This is a genomic window from Erythrobacter sp., assembly GCF_035194505.1.
Lineage (GTDB): Bacteria > Pseudomonadota > Alphaproteobacteria > Sphingomonadales > Sphingomonadaceae > Erythrobacter.
The window spans coordinates 721174-736518 of the sequence record NZ_CP136573.1 but is presented as its reverse complement, the minus strand read 5'-3'; the positions used below and the strand labels follow the sequence as shown (position 1 = coordinate 736518).

The following is a 15345-nucleotide window of genomic DNA, read 5'->3' as shown; positions in this document are numbered from 1 at the left end:
TTACCGGACAAAGCTTGCTCCATTGGCGTCGATCACCGCGCCGGTCATGCTCGGCGGCGCATCGAGGGCGCAGAAGGCGATGATGCTGGCGATTTCCTCCGGCGTTGCCACGCGGCCGAGCGGAATGTCGGCGAGCAATCCGGGGCCGCCGCGGCTGGCGAGGTAGTCGCCCGCCATGCTGGTGTCGGTAAAGCCCGGGGTGACGGCAAAGCTCAGGATCCCGTCCCTGGCATAGGCGCGGGCGATGGTCTTGTGCATCCCCACCATCCCGCTCTTGGCGGCGGCATAATGCCAATGCGCCGGGGAATCGCCGCGATAGGCCGCGCGGCTTGCGACGTGGACCAGGCGTCCGGCAAATCCGCGTGCCTGCCAGTGCAGCACCGCAAGGCGCGAGAGTTGCGCGGCGCTGGTGAGGTTGACCCGCAAGGTGTCCTCCCAGGCATCGAGCCATTCGATGTCCGAGCGGTCCAGCCGGTTCGCCTCGAAGCGTCCGGCATTGTTGACCACCACGTCGATTTCCCCGCCGGCGATATCCAGCGCTTCTTCCCACAGCGCCTGTGCGGCGGTGGGATCGCCGAAATCGGCGGCGATGATCGGCAGGTTGTCTTGCGTTTCGGCAGGCTTGCGTGTGGCATGGCCGACGACCTTGGCCCCGCGTGCCGCGAGAGCCTCCAGCGCTGCCCTGCCGATCCCGCGGCTCGATCCGGTTACCAGAATGTGTCCCATGCAATGGCCTATCCAGATTTTTGCATGCTGTGTCCATAACGTCGCGGCTTGCCTCCATCGCCAGCGGCGTTAAGTGGGATGCGACAAACAGGGACACGACGGGATCATCATGAACCAAAGACCGCTTTCTCCCCATCTCCAGATCTGGCGCTGGGGGCCGCACATGCTCGTATCGATCCTTCACCGCGCCACGGGCGACGGGATGGCGCTGGTCGGGCTCGGGGTGCTGGTGTGGTGGCTGGGCGCGCTCGCAAGCGGGCCGGAAGCCTACACCACCTTCCAGGAGGTCATGGGATCGCCGCTCGGCATGATCGTGCTGATCGGCCTCTCCTGGGCCTTCTTCACCCACATGATGAGCGGGCTTCGCCACTTCGTGCTGGATATCGGCGCGGGCTACGAGCTCGATACCAACCGCATGTGGTCGATCGCCGCACCGGTGATCGCGATTGTTCTCACCGCGGCCTTCTGGGCCCTGATCTTTACGCGCTGAGGAGGGACGGCACATGGGTAACGGAACTTCCATCGGACGCGTGCGCGGGCTGGGTCCGGCGCATCACGGCGCGCATCACTGGCTGGTGCAGCGCTTTACCGCGATCGGCATTGTGGTGCTGATGAGCTGGCTGCTGGTCAGCCTCGTGATGCTCGGTGACTATGGCCATGCCACGGTTTCCAAGTGGCTCTCCCACCCGCTCAATGCCACCGCGATGATCCTGCTGGTGTTCAGCCTGTTCTGGCACGCGCGGCTCGGCCTTCAGGTGCTGATCGAGGACTATGTCCACGAGGCCGGCGCCAAATTCGGGGCGCTTGCTGCGCTCAATCTTGCAACTATCGGCGGCGGCGCCTTCGGGATTTTCAGCGTGGCCGCGCTCGCATTCGGAGGACAGGCCTGATGGCTACCGCAGCAGCACCCGGCACCGCCAACGATGTTGGCGGCGCGCATCTGAAGGGCGCTTACAAGATCATCGATCACACCTATGACGTGGTTGTGGTGGGCGCGGGCGGATCGGGCCTGCGCGCGACGATGGGCGCGGCCGAAGCCGGGCTTCGCACCGCCAACATCTCCAAGGTCTTCCCGACGCGCTCGCACACGGTTGCAGCGCAGGGCGGGATCGCCGCGTCGCTGGGCAACAATTCGCCGGATCACTGGACCTGGCACATGTACGACACCGTCAAGGGGTCTGACTGGCTGGGCGATCAGGACGCGATCGAATATCTCGCACGTGAAGCGCCGGCGGCGGTCTACGAGCTGGAGCACGCGGGCGTGCCTTTCAGCCGCAATGCCGATGGCACGATCTACCAGCGTCCCTTTGGTGGTCACATGCAGAACATGGGTGCCGGCCCGCCGGTGCAGCGCACCTGCGCCGCGGCTGACCGCACCGGCCACGCCATGCTCCACGCGCTCTACCAGCAGAGCCTGAAGTATGACGCGGACTTCTTTATCGAGTACTTCGCGCTCGATCTGATCATGTCCGAGCGCGACGGCCAGAAGGTCTGCGTCGGCGTGATGGCGATGTGCCTCGATGATGGCACGATCCACCGCTTCCGCGCCCAGTCGGTGGTGCTTGCGACCGGCGGCTATGGCCGTTGCTACTACACCGCGACCTCGGCCCACACCTGCACCGGCGACGGCGGCGGGATGGTGCTGCGCGCCGGCCTGCCGCTGCAGGACATGGAATTCGTCCAGTTCCACCCGACCGGCATCTACGGTGCCGGCGTGCTCATCACCGAAGGCGCGCGCGGCGAGGGCGGCTACCTCACCAACTCCGAAGGCGAGCGCTTCATGGAGCGCTATGCCCCGTCCGCGAAGGACCTCGCCTCGCGTGACGTGGTGAGCCGTTCGATGGCGCTCGAAATGCGCGAAGGGCGCGGCGTCGGGCCGGATGGCGATCACATCTACCTGCACCTCGATCACATCGATCCCAAGGTGCTGGCAGAACGGCTTCCGGGCATTACCGAGAGCGGCAAGATCTTTGCCGGTGTCGATCTCACCCGTCAGCCGCTGCCGGTGACCCCGACGGTGCATTACAACATGGGCGGGGTGCCTTGTAACTATCACGGGCAGGTCGTCACCTTGGGGCCGGACGGCAATCCGGACACGGTCATCCCCGGCCTCTATGCCGTGGGCGAAGCGGCGTGTGTGTCGGTGCACGGGGCCAACCGCCTCGGCTCGAACTCGCTGATCGACCTCGTGGTGTTCGGCCGCGCAACCGGCCATCACCTGCGCGACAACCTCGTGCCCAATGCCAAGCAGCCCGAACTGCCGGCCGACAGCGCCGACTTCGCGCTGACCCGCTTGGATCACTTCCGCTATGCGCAGGGCGGCTCGCCCACCGCGCAGATCCGTGCGGAAATGCAGAAGGCGATGCAGAAGCACTGCGCCGTGTTCCGCGACCAGAAGCTGATGGACGAGGGCGTGGCCAAGCTGGCCGAGCAGAACAAGCGGATGGAGGACATCCACGTCACCGACAAGTCGCTGATCTGGAACTCGGACCTGATCGAGACGCTCGAACTCGACAACCTGATGGCGCAGGCCAATGTCACCATGGCATCGGCGGCCAACCGCAAGGAAAGCCGCGGCGCCCACGCCCACGAGGACTTCCCCGATCGCAACGACAAGGAATGGATGAAGCACACCATCGCCTGGTTCGACGGCTGGGGCGGGCGCGGCTCGAACGGCCGGATCGATTACCGCCCGGTCCACGAATACACGCTGACCGACGACATCAAGTATATCGAGCCCAAGGCGCGCGTGTACTGATCGGCACGCATCGGTGAAACAGCAAGGCCCGGTCCCCGCGAGGGATCGGGCCTTTTGCTTGGGGGGCTTGGCAAGAAGGACGCTTGACGACCTGCGCAGCGGTCGGCAGCTTGCTGGGCGCATGAACAGGGGCGCGATCATGAGCGGGGTTCTGGCGGCATTGCTGGCCGTGCCTGCGGTATCGCAATCCTCGGCGCAATCCACGCCTGCAAACCAGCCGCCTCCGCACACGCTGCCCTATCCCGATCTTGCCAGCGGGACGACCGAGGCCGAGCGTCGGCGATCCTATGAACTCTCGCCCGAATTGCATCGCGGTGTCTCGCCCGCCGCGATCCGCGCGCAGGCCCGCAAGCTCGATGCGGCGCTCGGGGCGCTCCAGCCGCAGACGCCCGGCACGACCGACGCTTTCGTGATTTCCATCGCACTCGATAGCGATCCGGTCTTCGCCCGCGAGGCGCGAGAGGCCGCAAAGGTGCTGGGGCAGCGTTACGGGGCCGAGGGGCGCACGCTGGTGCTGGCCGGCCCGGACGGCGCGCGCGACGATGCACCGCAGGGCTCGATCACTGCGCTGCTGCTCGCGCTTGCCCATGTGGGCAGCCTGATGGACGGCAAAGAGGACGTGCTGGTGCTCTACACCACCAGTCACGGGGCCGATATCGGGCTGGCCTATCACTACGGCGATAGCGGCTACGGCATCCTCTCGCCGGTGCGCCTCAAGGCAGCGCTGGAGGAGGCGGGGATCCGCCGGCGGGTGCTGATCATCTCGGCGTGCTATTCAGGGGTCTTCGTGCCGCACCTCGCCAGCCCCGACACTGCGATCCTTACTGCGGCGGCGAGCACGCGCAGCTCCTTCGGCTGCGTCGCGGAGAATGACTGGACCTTCTACGGCGACGCGCTGATCAACCGCGCGCTGCGCCAGCCGGTGGGGCTGGAGGATGCGGCGCGCAAGGCGGTCACAGACGTGGCCGAGTGGGAGAGCAAGGCGCGGGTGCTCGCCTCCTTGCCGCAGACCAGCATCGGCGCAGGTGCGCGCCAGTGGCTCCCGCAGATCGAGGCGCGCATGCCGCGGATCGCCAGCGCGCCGGTGGGCAGGCCCGCCTTCGATCCAGCGCAGTTCACTCAGGCGGCGCGCACCGGTCAGAAGTAACCCGGCGCGCAGCCCCGTAGCCGGCACCTCCAGATCATCCGCCGGTCGGCGGCGGGGCCTTGCACGCGCTTGACGCATTCGCGCAGAAATGTATCCAGTGGATACATACTTCCACAGCAAGGACGAATCCCGTGAATCCTTTCGCCATGATCAAGGCCCAGCTGTCCGCCGCCGTACCCTTTGCCGCCCATGTCGGCGTGGTGCTGGACGAGATCGGGCCGGGCACCGCCAGCGCCACGCTCGACCAATCGCATGCCACCAGCAACCACATCGCCACGATGCACGCCGGCGCGCTGTTCACGCTTGCCGAGGCAGCCTCTGGCGCGGCGATGGCGGGGATGTTCTTCGAACGGCTGGCAAGCCTGCGCCCCGTCGCCGCCAGCGCGACGATCGATTACATCAAGCCAGCGCGCGGCCAGATCACCGCCCATGCCCGGATCGATGACAGCAAGGATGCGCTATTCGCCACGCTCGATGCGCAGGGCAAGGTGCGCTTTGCCGTGAGCGTGGCGATGGTCGATGGCGAGGGGCGCGATGTCGCGAAGATGCGCGTCGACTGGCACGTTGCCGCGCTCGCCAAGGCCGCCTAGACGATGGCCTATGGTTCAGCGCAGCGCGTATCATCACGGCGATCTCGCCGCCGCGACGGTCGAGGAGGCGCTGCGCCTGATCGCCGCCGATCCGGCCGCAAAGCTCTCGATGCGCGCGCTGGCGGAGACGCTGGGGGTGGCGCACCGGGCGCTCTACAACCACTTCGAAACACGCGAGGCGCTGCTTGCAGCCGTGGCGGCGCGCGGGTTCGATCGCTTGGCGACGCTGCTCGCCGCCGCGCCTGATGCGGGCCGCTTTCTGGCCGCCTATGTCCGCTTCGCTCTGGCCGAGCCGGGGCTTTATGATGTGATGACCCAGCGCAACCACGCCCAGATCAATGCCGATCCTGCGCTGCGGGCTGGGGTGGACCGGGTAATTGCGGTGGCGCTCGGTGTGCTGGCGAGCCCGGGGGCGGATGATGACACCCGGCGGCGCGAGGTGATGCGGGTGTGGATGCTCGCCCATGGCGGCATCGGCCTGCACCGCGCCGGGATGCTGCGGCTGCGCAGCGACACGGAATTTGCCGAGGAGATCCTGCAAATCGCAGGGCTCGAGAACAATCAGGAGACACCGTCATGAACCCCGCTGACGCCATGCCTTTTTCGAAGTTGATGGGCGTGACCATCACGGCTGCCTCGCCAGAGGGGGTCGAGGGCGAGATCACCGTGCGCGATGATCTGTGCACGGCCGGAGCCATCATGCATGGCGGCGCGATCATGGCCTTTGCCGATGCGCTGGGAGCGGTCGGCGCGGTCGCCTGCCTGCCCGAGGGCGCCAAAGGCACCACCACCATCGAGAGCAAGACCAATTTCCTCGGCGCAGCGCCTGCGGGAAGCCTCGTCAAGGGCAGGGCGGTGCCGCTCAAGACCGGCCGGCGCATGTCGGTGTGGCAGACCACCATCACCACGGCCGAGGGCAAGGATGTGGCGGTGGTGATCCAGACGCAGTTGGTGCTCTAGGGCGCAGGCGCGCGGCGGACGGTGATGATCGTCACCGGCTTGGCCAGCATTTCGCCCTTCATCCAGCCTTCGCCCTTGTCGGGATCGACGGGCGTGGCGTGGATCTTGGCCACCACGTCCATGCCGCCGATGACATAGCCGAACACGGCATAGCCGTTCTTCCACACCGGATCGCTCGCCGAAGGATCGGCGTTGAGGCCGGTCTGGTCCTCGATCATGATCGAGAAATCGCCATTGGCCGTCCCCGGCGCGCCCATCGCCATCGAGACTGCGCCGTGGGTGTGGGTGAGGCCGGTCTGCGAGGTCGGCTCGTGCGGGATGCCGGGCAGGATGCGCTTGGCCTCCCAGCGCGTGCCGCCTTGCAAGAGGCCATTGGGCGCAGGCTCGCGGTCGAGCCGCATGGCGCGGTAGAACACGGTGCCGTCGAACCGCTTTTCATCGACATAGCGCAGGAAATTCTTCGCGGTCACCGGCGCGCGTTCGGTTTCGAGCGCGATGGTGATGTCGCCCAGCTCGGTGGTGAGCACCACGTTGACGCTCGCGGCCTCCGGGAAGGGGCGCTTGCCCGGACGTCCGGTTTCGGGGCGCGGCGGCACGGCAGCGACCGGCGCGTCAGCTGAAGGCGCGGGGTCATCGCCGATCGCGAATTTGTAGAGCAGCGTGCGCTGGCATCCGGCGCCGGGCTTCACCTCGCAATTGCGGAAATTGTCGTCGGAGATGACGTAGAGAAACCGCCGCGCGCCCTCTTCGCGCAGGGCCAGGCCTTCGAAATTGTCGAGCTTCAGGGGCGGGGCCAGCACGCCGAGCGTCTGGGCGGTGTTATCGGGGGCGAGCGCGACAAGGCCCGCGCGGTTGCCCTCTGAGGGGTTGTAGCTGCGGAACAGGACATAGCAGGTGCCGTCGGATGCGCATTCGGCATCGGTCGGCACGCCGCCCGCTTCGGCAATGCCGGCGGGCGCGGCGAGGTGGAACGGCGCGGCGCCGCTATCGGTGATGCGCAGGCAATTGGGCCGCGCTGCATCGACCCACTCGCCGCAGGCCAGCAGCCCGCCGGGAAAAGCCGCGAGGGTTTCCAGCCCGCCATTGGCCTCGGCCCCGGCGGTGAGGGTTGCGGCGCGCGTCTCGCTGCCGGTGGCCGGACCTTCGAGATCGGCATAGCGCCAGATACGGTGCTCCTGCTCGAAGGCGACCAGCCATTCACCGCTTTCAAGCCGTGTCAGCGCCTCGGCGTCGCCGCGCTGTTTGGCGCCCAGCATCTTGCCCTTGTCATCCAGCAGTGGGCCGAGCCGCACACCCGCCACATCGACCAGCCGGCCGGCGACTTCGCTGATCTCGAATTCCATCCAGCGCCCGTCATCGGTCACCGCAAACAGCGCACCATCGTGCCAGGTGAGGCCCGAGACCCCGCCGATATCCGCCTTGTCGGGCGCGATCTCGACCCCGCCGCGAAACACAAGCTCGCCCGCCCTGGTCTGGTTTTCGCCTTCGGTCAGCGTCACCGGCGTCGTCATCGGCAGGAAGGCATCGGGGGCCTGAGCGGACAGGGGCGCTGCGAGCGGGGCGGCCAGCATCAGGGCGGCGAGTGCGGCGGGAAGAGCGGGGCGCGATGCCATCCGTCCGAACATATCGGCGCTTTATCGAGGCGCAAGCGGGCAAGCGGTCTGTTCATCGGGCGGCAATGTTTACAGATGTAGTCGCTTTGACTACAGGTGTAATCAATCCTCACGGGAGTCCGCTTGCCATGAGCCTCGACAATCCGAACCCCGAACGCATCACCGATGCCGAACACGCGGTGATGGAAGTCCTGTGGGAGCGTCCGCGCCAGACCGCGACCGAGGTCTGCGACGCGGTTGGCGGGCAGCGCGGATGGAGCCTTGCGACCGTCAAAACCCTGCTGTCCCGGCTGGTCCAGAAAGGCGCGCTTGATGCCGCGCCCGATGGTCGGCGTTTTCTGTATACGCCGCTGATCGCGCGCGAGGCCTATGTCGGTGGGGAATCGCGCCGGCTGGTGGACCGCCTGTTCGGCGGCAGCGCGGCCTCGCTGGTGGCCCATCTGGCCGAGACCGAGGCGCTCACCGAGGATGATCTCGCCGAAATCGAGGCGCTGCTGAAGGAGCTGCGCCCATGAGCCCGGTGCTGCCCGAGGCGCTGGTCTGGACGCTGGCATGGACCGGCGCGCTGATTGCTCTGGTGCTGGTGCTGCGCCGTCCGGTGGCAAAGATGCTGGGGCCGCAGACCGCCTATGCCCTGTGGGCCCTGCCGCTGATCCGGCTGGTGCTGCCGCCGCTGACGCTGCCGGCGTGGATGACGCCCATCATCCCTCAGCCGCAAGCCCTGCCTGTGTCCGATCCGGTGCCCGAGATCATCCCGCCCGCCGAAGTCCTTCCGTTTGCGGCTGCAAGCGAGCCGCTGGCTCTGGCCGCAGCGCCTGCCGATCCCGGCTTCGATCTTTTCGCAAGCCTTGCCGATCTGCCGCTGGCCGAAATCGCCGTGACGCTGTGGCTGGGCGGGGCGGCGGTGTTCCTGTGGCGGCGCTTTGCGAGCTATTTCGCCTTGCGCGATATCCTGCTGGCCGATGCCCGCGAGGTTGGCCGGGTGCGCGGGCGGCTGGGTGTGATCCGGCTGGTCGAGACCCCCGGCACGGCTGCGCCCATTGCTTTCGGCGTGCTCGATCCGGTGATCGCGCTGCCGCCCGGCTTCATGGCGCTGCCCGACCGGCGCGCGCGTGACCTCGCGCTGGCGCACGAAATCGCGCACCATCGCGGCGGTGATCTGCTGATCAACATCGCGGTCCAGCCGCTGTTCGCGCTGCACTGGTTCAATCCGCTTGGGGCCTATGGCTGGCTGGCGCTGCGGCGCGATCAGGAAGCGGCCTGCGATGCCCGCGTGATCTCCGCGAGCAGCCCCGAAGAGCGCGCTGCCTATGCCCGCCTGATCGCCGCTTATGCCACGGGCGCCAACCTTGCCCCCAATGCCGCACTGACCGCCCCGATGGTCTGTCCGGTGCTGGGCGAGAAATCCATTATCCACCGTTTGAGGAGCCTTTCGATGTCGCAATTGTCCTTCCGCCGCCGCCTCGCCGGACGCGCCCTGCTGGGCCTGGGCGTGCTCGCCCTGCCGCTTACCGCCTCGGTTTCCTATGCCGCGAGCGAGGCCGCTCAGGAGGTGCCGGAACCGCCTGCGCCGCCGGCACCGCCGGCACCGCCTGCCGCTCCTGACGCGCCGACCCCGCCCGAAGCGCCGATGGAGGTCGTCATCATCAAGATGGATCCCGACGCGCCCGATGCGCCTGACGCACCCGATCTGCCCGAGGGCAAGGATGACCGCGTGATCGAGCAGGTGTTCAAGGACGAGGACGGCAAGGAGCGGCGCGTGCGCATGGTGCTGCGCGGCGCGCCGGGCGCTCCGGGAGCGGGAGCGGAACCGCGCATCATCATGCGCCGTATCGGTCCTGATGGTGCAGGCATGGCCAAGGGCGATCACGATGCCATGATGATCGAACTGCGCGAGAGCCTTGCCGAGGCCGACCGCGAACTCGCCGATCTGCCGCGCATGATCCGCGAGGCCGAGGTCGAGGCGCGGGCTGCACGAGGCGAGGCGGGCCGTGCCCGCGCCGAAGCCCGCACCCGGGTCATGATGTCGCGCGATTGCAAGCCCGGCGGCAGCGAGCCGACCGAGACCACCACCGACAAGGATGGCACCACCCGCGTGATCGTGTGCGAACGCCGCGTCTATCGTTCGGCCGTGAGCGGCCTTCAGGAAGCGCGCGACGAGATCGCCGGCAACAAGGACATTCCCGAGGACACCCGCAAGGAAGTGCTGCGCACGCTCGACGCGCAGATCGCCCGCTGGAAGGACAAGTAAGGCTGATCCGGGGCTATTTGCCCTTGGGCTGTGACTGGGGTTTGGGCCGCGCGGGATATTTGCACCCGCGGCCCAGCCCCACACCCTTGAGGAACCCGCGCCGCACCATCCCGGCCGTATAGGCGGCGCGAAGATTGCGTTCGTGACCGGCAGCGCCGGTCACCTCGCGCAGGATCCCGCGGAAAGGGATCACCGAACCCACCACCTTCTGGCCGATCCGTCCGGCGCTGATATCCGGCTTGCCGTCGGTCTCGCTGGCGATGTCGTAATCGGTGCCGAGCAGCTGGTCGAGCTCGGCAATCTCGGTGATGATCGCCTTGCAGGTGGCAAGCCCGGCGGTGTCATAGGGGTTGGTCTGCAGGGCGATGAGCTTTTCGGGAATGTCGCGCGCATCGATATTGAAATCGCGCAGCGGGGTCTTGGCGACCTCGGTGGCGTCGGGCTCGGGCATGACCTGCGCGGCGAGCGGCAGCGGCAGGGCGAGGGCCGCCAGCAGGGCGAGCGCCGCGGCCCTATGAGGCATTGAAGAACGCATCGCAGGCTCCATCATCTTTCGCCTCAAGCCCCAGCCTCAGCGCTGCCATGCGCTGGCGGCTGGTGCCGTGGGTGAAGCTTTCGGGATTGACCGATTGCCCGGCATTGCGCTGGAGCGTGTCGTCGCCGATTGCGCTGGCTGCGGCGAGGCCTTCCTCCAGATCGCCCGGCTCCACCCTGTCGCGGTTCTGGCCCGCCCACATTCCGGCATAGCAATCGGCCTGCAATTCCATCGCCACCTGCAACCGATTGGCGGCGGAGGGATTGCGCTGCTGCTCGCGCCGCACCTCGGATGACAGGCCCGTGATGTTCTGGATGTGGTGGCCATATTCATGCGCGATCACATAGAGCCGCGCGAAGTCTCCGCCATTGCCCGCCATCTGCGCCAACTCGTCATAGAAGCTGGTGTCGATATAGATGCCCTTGTCGGCCGGACAGTAGAACGGTCCGGCTGCCGAGGTGGCGCTGCCGCAGCCCTCGGTCGTCACCGCGCCATTGCGGTAGAGATCGAGCACCGGGCGGCTGAAGGGGATGTTGTTGCGCGCAAAGGCGACCTCCCAGGTTTTGTTGAGGCTGGCGAGCGCGGCGCAGGCTTCCTGCGCATAGGCGCTGGCGCCGCAGACCTCGGCCTCGCTCATGTCGGATGCGTCGGCACTGGCGGGCGCGGTCTGTTGCTGCACGCCTTGCACCATGCCGATGGTCTGCATCGGATCGAGCCCGAACACGAGCGCACCGATCAGCGCGATGACAATCGTCCCGCAGCCGATCCCGCGTGCGCCGCCCATACCCCCGCCGCCGCCGCTGGAGCGGACCTCGATATCCCCGCTGTCGAAAGGCCCGAGCTTCATCCCCCATCCTCCTTGCAGTTCAAATCGCTGGACAGCCCGCTCGCGCGCGGCAAAAGCAAAGCCAAGCAGACTCAAGGTGCAGGACTTGCCGCCAATGCTCAAGGAAAAGCGCGCTCTGGTGACCGGCTCGACCTCGGGCATCGGCCTTGCCATTGCCCGCGCGCTGGCGGCCGAGGGGGCTGAGGTGGTGCTGAACGGGCTGGGCGATGCGGACGCGATTGCTGCCCTGTGCGACGAGCTTGGTGCGAGCTACAACGGCGCGAACCTGATGGATCCTGCTGCCATCTGCGCGATGATGGCCGAAGTTGGCCCCGTCGATATCCTCGTCAACAATGCCGGGATGCAGCACGTATCGCCGGTCGAGGATTTCCCGCCGGAAAAGTGGGACGCGATTATCGCGCTCAATCTGTCGGCGGCGTTCCACACCACGCGCCTTGCCGTGCCGGGGATGAAGGCCAAGGGCTGGGGGCGGATCATCAACACCGCGAGCGCGCACTCGCTGGTCGCCTCGCCCTTCAAGAGCGCCTATGTCGCGGCCAAGCACGGGCTTGCCGGCTTCACCAAGACCATCGCGCTGGAACTGGCGACCCACGGGATCACCGCCAATTGCATCTCGCCCGGCTATGTCTGGACCCCGCTGGTGGAGAACCAGATCCCCGACACCATGGCCGCGCGCGGGATGACCCGCGAGCAGGTGATGAACGATGTGCTGCTCGCCAAGCAGCCGACCAAGAGCTTTGTCCTGCCCGAAGACGTCGCCGCCATGGCGGTGTTCCTGTGCTCGGATGCGGCGCGCAATATCACCGGCGCGAACCATTCGATCGACGGAGGCTGGACCGCCGAATGATCGCCCGCGCGCCCGGAATGCAAATGCGCCTGCGGCTGCTGGCCGCGCTGCTGGCAAGCCTCGTGCTGGCGGGTTGCATGCCCGCAGGGGTCGAAAGCGCGCCGGTCAACCAGCGCGGCGAGATCGAGACGCGGCTGCGCGCCGATATCGCGGTGCTGGCCAGCGACGCATTGGGCGGGCGCAAGCCGGGCACGCCCGGCGGGCAGGCGACGTATGAGTATCTCGAAAAGCGCTATGGCGAGGTCGGGCTGGTCACCGGCACCAATGATCCCGGCTCCTATTGGCGCATGCCGGTCGATCTGGTGGAGATCCATCCCCAGACCAGCCAGCTTACCCTCGTTCAGGGGCGCCGCAGCGTGGTGGTGCCCGAGGCCGACGCGCTGGTGTTGACCCCGCGCCGCCGCGCGATTGCCGCTAGCGGGCCGGGGACGGGCGTGCCGGTGGTGTTTGTCGGCTATGGCGACGGTTCGGTGCTGGGCGATGCTCTGGCGGGCGCGGTGGCGGTGATGCTGGCCGAGCCCGGGCGCGACCGCGCGCGGCGCGACGCCCTGTTCCGCCAGCGCGCCACGGCGGTCGTCACCGTGCTTCCCGATGCCGATGCCCTGGCGCGGATGCGGCGGCGCCTGGCGCGGGGGGTGACCCAGCTTGCGAGCGAGGAGCAGGACACGCTCTCGGCCTATATCACCGACAGCGCTCTGGCAGGCGTGATCGGGGCCAAGCGCTGGGAGGGGCTCAAGGCCGAGGCCCAGCACACCGATTTCGCCCCGCTCGAACTCAACCTCGCGATGAATATCGAGGCCACATCCGAGCGCCGCGAGTTTTCCAGCCAGAACGTGCTCGGCCGGATTCCGGGCAGCGTGCCGGGCTCGGGCGCGGTGCTGCTGCTCGCGCACTGGGACCACCTTGGCGAATGCGGGCCGCCTGACGCCGCAGACCGGATCTGCAACGGCGCGGCAGACAATGCCAGCGGCGTCGCGATGATGATCGAACTGGCGCGGACGCTTAAATCCGGTCCGCCGCTGGGGCGCGATATCTATGTGCTGGCGACCACGGCGGAAGAGGTCGGGCTGCTCGGCGCGCGGGCCTTTGCCAAGGCCTCGCCGGTGCCGCTCGAAAACATCGTCGCCGCCTTCAATCTCGACATGATGGCGGTGGCGCCCGCGGGCAGCCCGCTCGGCTTCATCGGGCGCGGGCAGACCCCGCTTGATGCCGTGATCCTCGAAGAGGCAGAGCGCAGCGGCCGCACCATCGGCGATCAGGCGCTGGCGGACAGCTTTGTCCAGCGGCAGGACGGCTGGGCTTTGTTGCAACAGGGCGTGCCCACAGTGCTGCTGTCGAGCACCTATGGCACCCGCGCGATCCTCGATCCCTTCACCGCTTCGCGCTATCACCGCGCAGGGGACGAGGCCGCTGCGCTCGAACTGGGCGGCGCGGTGGATGATCTGCTGCTCCACGAGCAATTGATCCGCCGTCTGGCCGATCCCGCGCGCTATTCCCCGCCCGCGCGTCCGCAGCCCTAGCGCAATTGCAAAACCGCGGTTACATGGGCCGCCACGAATCTCCCGCCAGAGGAGAGACCTCTACTCAGCTTCAGAAAGTGGCGCGCCATGGATATCCCTCTCGGTCTGACCTTCGATGACGTGCTGCTGCGCCCGGCGGAAAGCAGCGTGCTGCCGAGCATGGCCGACACCTCGACCCGGCTGACCCGCGATATCCGGCTCAATATCCCCGTGCTGTCCTCGGCGATGGATACCGTGACCGAAGCCGACATGGCGATCGCCATGGCGCAGCTGGGCGGGATCGGCGTGCTCCACCGCAATCTCGATATCGATGCGCAATGCGCTGCGGTGCGCGCGGTCAAGCGTTACGAGAGCGGCATGGTGGTGAACCCGATCACCATCCACCCCGACGCGACGCTGGGCGAAGCGCAGGCGCTGATGCAGGCCAACCGCATCAGCGGCATTCCGGTGGTGGATGCCGGCGGCCGGCTCGTTGGCATTCTCACCAACCGCGATGTGCGCTTTGCCGAAAATCCGCTCCAGCCGGTGCGCGAGCTGATGACGACCGAGAACCTCGCCACGGTCCCGCTCGGCACCGGGCAGGAAGAGGCGCGCCGTCTGCTGCACGCCCGCCGGATCGAGAAGCTGCTGGTGGTGGACGATGCCTTCCGCTGCATCGGCCTCATCACGGTGAAGGACATCGAAAAGGCGGTGAACTATCCGCACGCGACCAAGGATGATGCGGGCCGCTTGCGCGTTGCCGCGGCGACCACGGTGGGCGAGGCCGGCTTTGCCCGCACCGAGGCGCTGATCGATGCCGAGGTCGACGTGATCGTGATCGACACCGCCCACGGCCACAATGTCGAAGTCGCCCGCGCGGTCGAACGCGCCAAGAAGCTCTCCAACGCGGTGCAGGTGATCGCGGGCAATGTCGCCACCGCCGAAGCCACGCGTGCGTTGGTCGATGCGGGCGCTGATGCGGTCAAGGTCGGGATCGGGCCGGGCTCGATCTGCACCACCCGCGTTGTCGCAGGCGTGGGCGTGCCGCAGCTCACCGCGATCATGGAAAGCGCCGCCGAAGCGGCCAAGTCGGGCGTGCCGGTGATCGCTGACGGGGGCCTGCGCACCAGCGGTGACGCGGCCAAGGCGCTCGCGGCAGGCGCATCCTCGGTGATGATCGGCTCGATGCTGGCAGGCACCACCGAAAGCCCGGGCGAGGTGTTCCTCTATCAGGGCCGCTCCTACAAGGCCTATCGCGGCATGGGCTCGGTCGGCGCGATGGCGCGCGGCTCGGCTGACCGCTATTTCCAGCAGGACGTTTCGGCGATGAAGCTCGTGCCCGAAGGGATCGAAGGCCAGGTGCCGTTCAAGGGCCCGGCGGCGGACGTCGTCCACCAGCTGGTCGGCGGGATCAAGGCGGCGATGGGCTATACCGGCAGCCGCACGATCACCGATCTTCAGGAACGCGCGCAATTCGTGCGGATCACCAATGCCGGCCTGTCCGAAAGCCACGTCCACGACGTTGCGATCACCCGCGAGGCGCCGAACTATCCCACACGCTGAGGCCTCGAA

The 15345-nt window shown here is 67.5% G+C and carries 16 protein-coding genes; 12 read left to right on the top strand and 4 right to left on the bottom strand.

The genetic code is table 11. The features are described from left to right. Complete coding sequence (locus tag RSE14_RS03675) at nt 1–726, bottom strand: SDR family NAD(P)-dependent oxidoreductase (RefSeq protein ID WP_324075890.1); 726 nt, start codon at nt 724–726, stop codon at nt 1–3. 109 nt (nt 727–835) lie between these two features. On the opposite strand from RSE14_RS03675, the gene sdhC reads away from it, so the two are divergent. The 7 genes from sdhC (at nt 836) to RSE14_RS03640 (ending at nt 6181) form a co-directional block, all read left to right on the top strand. Continuing rightward, a complete protein-coding gene (sdhC, locus tag RSE14_RS03670) occupies nt 836–1216 on the top strand; it encodes a succinate dehydrogenase, cytochrome b556 subunit (protein ID WP_324075889.1) in 381 nt (126 codons plus the stop codon). A gap of 13 nt (nt 1217–1229) precedes the next feature. After that, nucleotides 1230–1616, top strand: a complete 387-nt coding sequence (gene sdhD / locus RSE14_RS03665) for a succinate dehydrogenase, hydrophobic membrane anchor protein (RefSeq protein ID WP_324075888.1) — start codon at nt 1230–1232, stop codon at nt 1614–1616. Beyond that, complete coding sequence (sdhA, locus tag RSE14_RS03660) at nt 1616–3484, top strand: succinate dehydrogenase flavoprotein subunit (protein WP_324075887.1); 1869 nt, start codon at nt 1616–1618, stop codon at nt 3482–3484. Before sdhD ends, sdhA begins: the two co-directional genes overlap by 1 nt. Nucleotides 3485–3623: 139 nt before the next feature. Then, complete coding sequence (locus RSE14_RS03655) at nt 3624–4631, top strand: C13 family peptidase (RefSeq protein ID WP_324075886.1); 1008 nt, start codon at nt 3624–3626, stop codon at nt 4629–4631. Nucleotides 4632–4762: 131 nt separating this feature from the next. Then, entirely contained in the window at nt 4763–5221 is a 459-nt protein-coding gene (locus tag RSE14_RS03650; RefSeq protein ID WP_324075885.1) for a YiiD C-terminal domain-containing protein, read from the top strand. Between the two features lie 10 nt (nt 5222–5231). Further along, on the top strand, nt 5232–5801 hold the full coding sequence (locus RSE14_RS03645) for a TetR/AcrR family transcriptional regulator (RefSeq protein ID WP_324075884.1): 570 nt from the start codon (nt 5232–5234) through the stop codon (nt 5799–5801). Beyond that, complete coding sequence (locus tag RSE14_RS03640) at nt 5798–6181, top strand: PaaI family thioesterase (RefSeq protein WP_324075883.1); 384 nt, start codon at nt 5798–5800, stop codon at nt 6179–6181. The genes RSE14_RS03645 and RSE14_RS03640 overlap by 4 nt, the downstream gene beginning before the upstream one ends. Here the strand turns inward: RSE14_RS03640 and RSE14_RS03635 are convergent. Then, nucleotides 6178–7794, bottom strand: a complete 1617-nt coding sequence (locus RSE14_RS03635; RefSeq protein ID WP_324075882.1) for an esterase-like activity of phytase family protein — start codon at nt 7792–7794, stop codon at nt 6178–6180. The two genes, RSE14_RS03640 and RSE14_RS03635, sit on opposite strands and share 4 nt — an antisense overlap. Before the next feature lie 128 nt (nt 7795–7922). Between RSE14_RS03635 and RSE14_RS03630 the strand changes: the two genes are divergently transcribed. Then, nucleotides 7923–8309: a BlaI/MecI/CopY family transcriptional regulator gene (locus RSE14_RS03630; RefSeq protein ID WP_324075881.1), complete on the top strand. Its 387-nt coding sequence runs from the start codon at nt 7923–7925 to the stop codon at nt 8307–8309. Next, entirely contained in the window at nt 8306–10045 is a 1740-nt protein-coding gene (locus RSE14_RS03625) for a M56 family metallopeptidase (RefSeq protein ID WP_324075880.1), read from the top strand. Before RSE14_RS03630 ends, RSE14_RS03625 begins: the two co-directional genes overlap by 4 nt. Nucleotides 10046–10058: 13 nt before the next feature. On the opposite strand, the gene RSE14_RS03620 is transcribed toward RSE14_RS03625, so the two are convergent. Continuing rightward, a complete protein-coding gene (locus tag RSE14_RS03620) occupies nt 10059–10568 on the bottom strand; it encodes a hypothetical protein (protein ID WP_324075879.1) in 510 nt (169 codons plus the stop codon). Further along, the gene (locus RSE14_RS03615) at nt 10558–11427 is read right to left on the bottom strand and encodes a KPN_02809 family neutral zinc metallopeptidase (protein WP_324075878.1); all 870 of its coding nucleotides are present in this window, start codon (nt 11425–11427) and stop codon (nt 10558–10560) included. The genes RSE14_RS03620 and RSE14_RS03615 overlap by 11 nt, the downstream gene beginning before the upstream one ends. Before the next feature lie 94 nt (nt 11428–11521). Here RSE14_RS03615 and RSE14_RS03610 point away from each other — a divergent pair, with 94 nt between their 5' ends. The 3 genes from RSE14_RS03610 (at nt 11522) to guaB (ending at nt 15336) form a co-directional block, all read left to right on the top strand. Further along, a complete protein-coding gene (locus RSE14_RS03610) occupies nt 11522–12274 on the top strand; it encodes a 3-hydroxybutyrate dehydrogenase (protein WP_324075877.1) in 753 nt (250 codons plus the stop codon). 23 nt (nt 12275–12297) lie between these two features. Further along, on the top strand, nt 12298–13794 hold the full coding sequence (locus tag RSE14_RS03605; RefSeq protein ID WP_324075876.1) for a M28 family peptidase: 1497 nt from the start codon (nt 12298–12300) through the stop codon (nt 13792–13794). A gap of 87 nt (nt 13795–13881) precedes the next feature. Then, on the top strand, nt 13882–15336 hold the full coding sequence (guaB, locus tag RSE14_RS03600; RefSeq protein WP_324075875.1) for an IMP dehydrogenase: 1455 nt from the start codon (nt 13882–13884) through the stop codon (nt 15334–15336). Nucleotides 15337–15345: the final 9 nt, after the last annotated feature.

Bases quoted from the DNA above. Each gene is read 5' to 3' on its own strand.
- RSE14_RS03620 (WP_324075879.1), bottom strand. From the start codon at position 10,568: ATGCCTCATAGGGCCGCGGCGCTCGCCCTGCTGGCGGCCCTCGCCCTG.
- RSE14_RS03625 (WP_324075880.1), top strand. From the start codon at position 8,306: ATGAGCCCGGTGCTGCCCGAGGCGCTGGTCTGGACGCTGGCATGGACC.
- RSE14_RS03675 (WP_324075890.1), bottom strand. From the start codon at position 726: ATGGGACACATTCTGGTAACCGGATCGAGCCGCGGGATCGGCAGGGCA.
- sdhA (WP_324075887.1), top strand. From the start codon at position 1,616: ATGGCTACCGCAGCAGCACCCGGCACCGCCAACGATGTTGGCGGCGCG.
- RSE14_RS03615 (WP_324075878.1), bottom strand. From the start codon at position 11,427: ATGAAGCTCGGGCCTTTCGACAGCGGGGATATCGAGGTCCGCTCCAGC.
- RSE14_RS03655 (WP_324075886.1), top strand. From the start codon at position 3,624: ATGAGCGGGGTTCTGGCGGCATTGCTGGCCGTGCCTGCGGTATCGCAA.
- sdhC (WP_324075889.1), top strand. From the start codon at position 836: ATGAACCAAAGACCGCTTTCTCCCCATCTCCAGATCTGGCGCTGGGGG.
- RSE14_RS03610 (WP_324075877.1), top strand. From the start codon at position 11,522: ATGCTCAAGGAAAAGCGCGCTCTGGTGACCGGCTCGACCTCGGGCATC.
- RSE14_RS03630 (WP_324075881.1), top strand. From the start codon at position 7,923: ATGAGCCTCGACAATCCGAACCCCGAACGCATCACCGATGCCGAACAC.
- sdhD (WP_324075888.1), top strand. From the start codon at position 1,230: ATGGGTAACGGAACTTCCATCGGACGCGTGCGCGGGCTGGGTCCGGCG.
- RSE14_RS03605 (WP_324075876.1), top strand. From the start codon at position 12,298: ATGCGCCTGCGGCTGCTGGCCGCGCTGCTGGCAAGCCTCGTGCTGGCG.
- RSE14_RS03640 (WP_324075883.1), top strand. From the start codon at position 5,798: ATGAACCCCGCTGACGCCATGCCTTTTTCGAAGTTGATGGGCGTGACC.
- RSE14_RS03645 (WP_324075884.1), top strand. From the start codon at position 5,232: ATGGTTCAGCGCAGCGCGTATCATCACGGCGATCTCGCCGCCGCGACG.
- RSE14_RS03635 (WP_324075882.1), bottom strand. From the start codon at position 7,794: ATGGCATCGCGCCCCGCTCTTCCCGCCGCACTCGCCGCCCTGATGCTG.
- guaB (WP_324075875.1), top strand. From the start codon at position 13,882: ATGGATATCCCTCTCGGTCTGACCTTCGATGACGTGCTGCTGCGCCCG.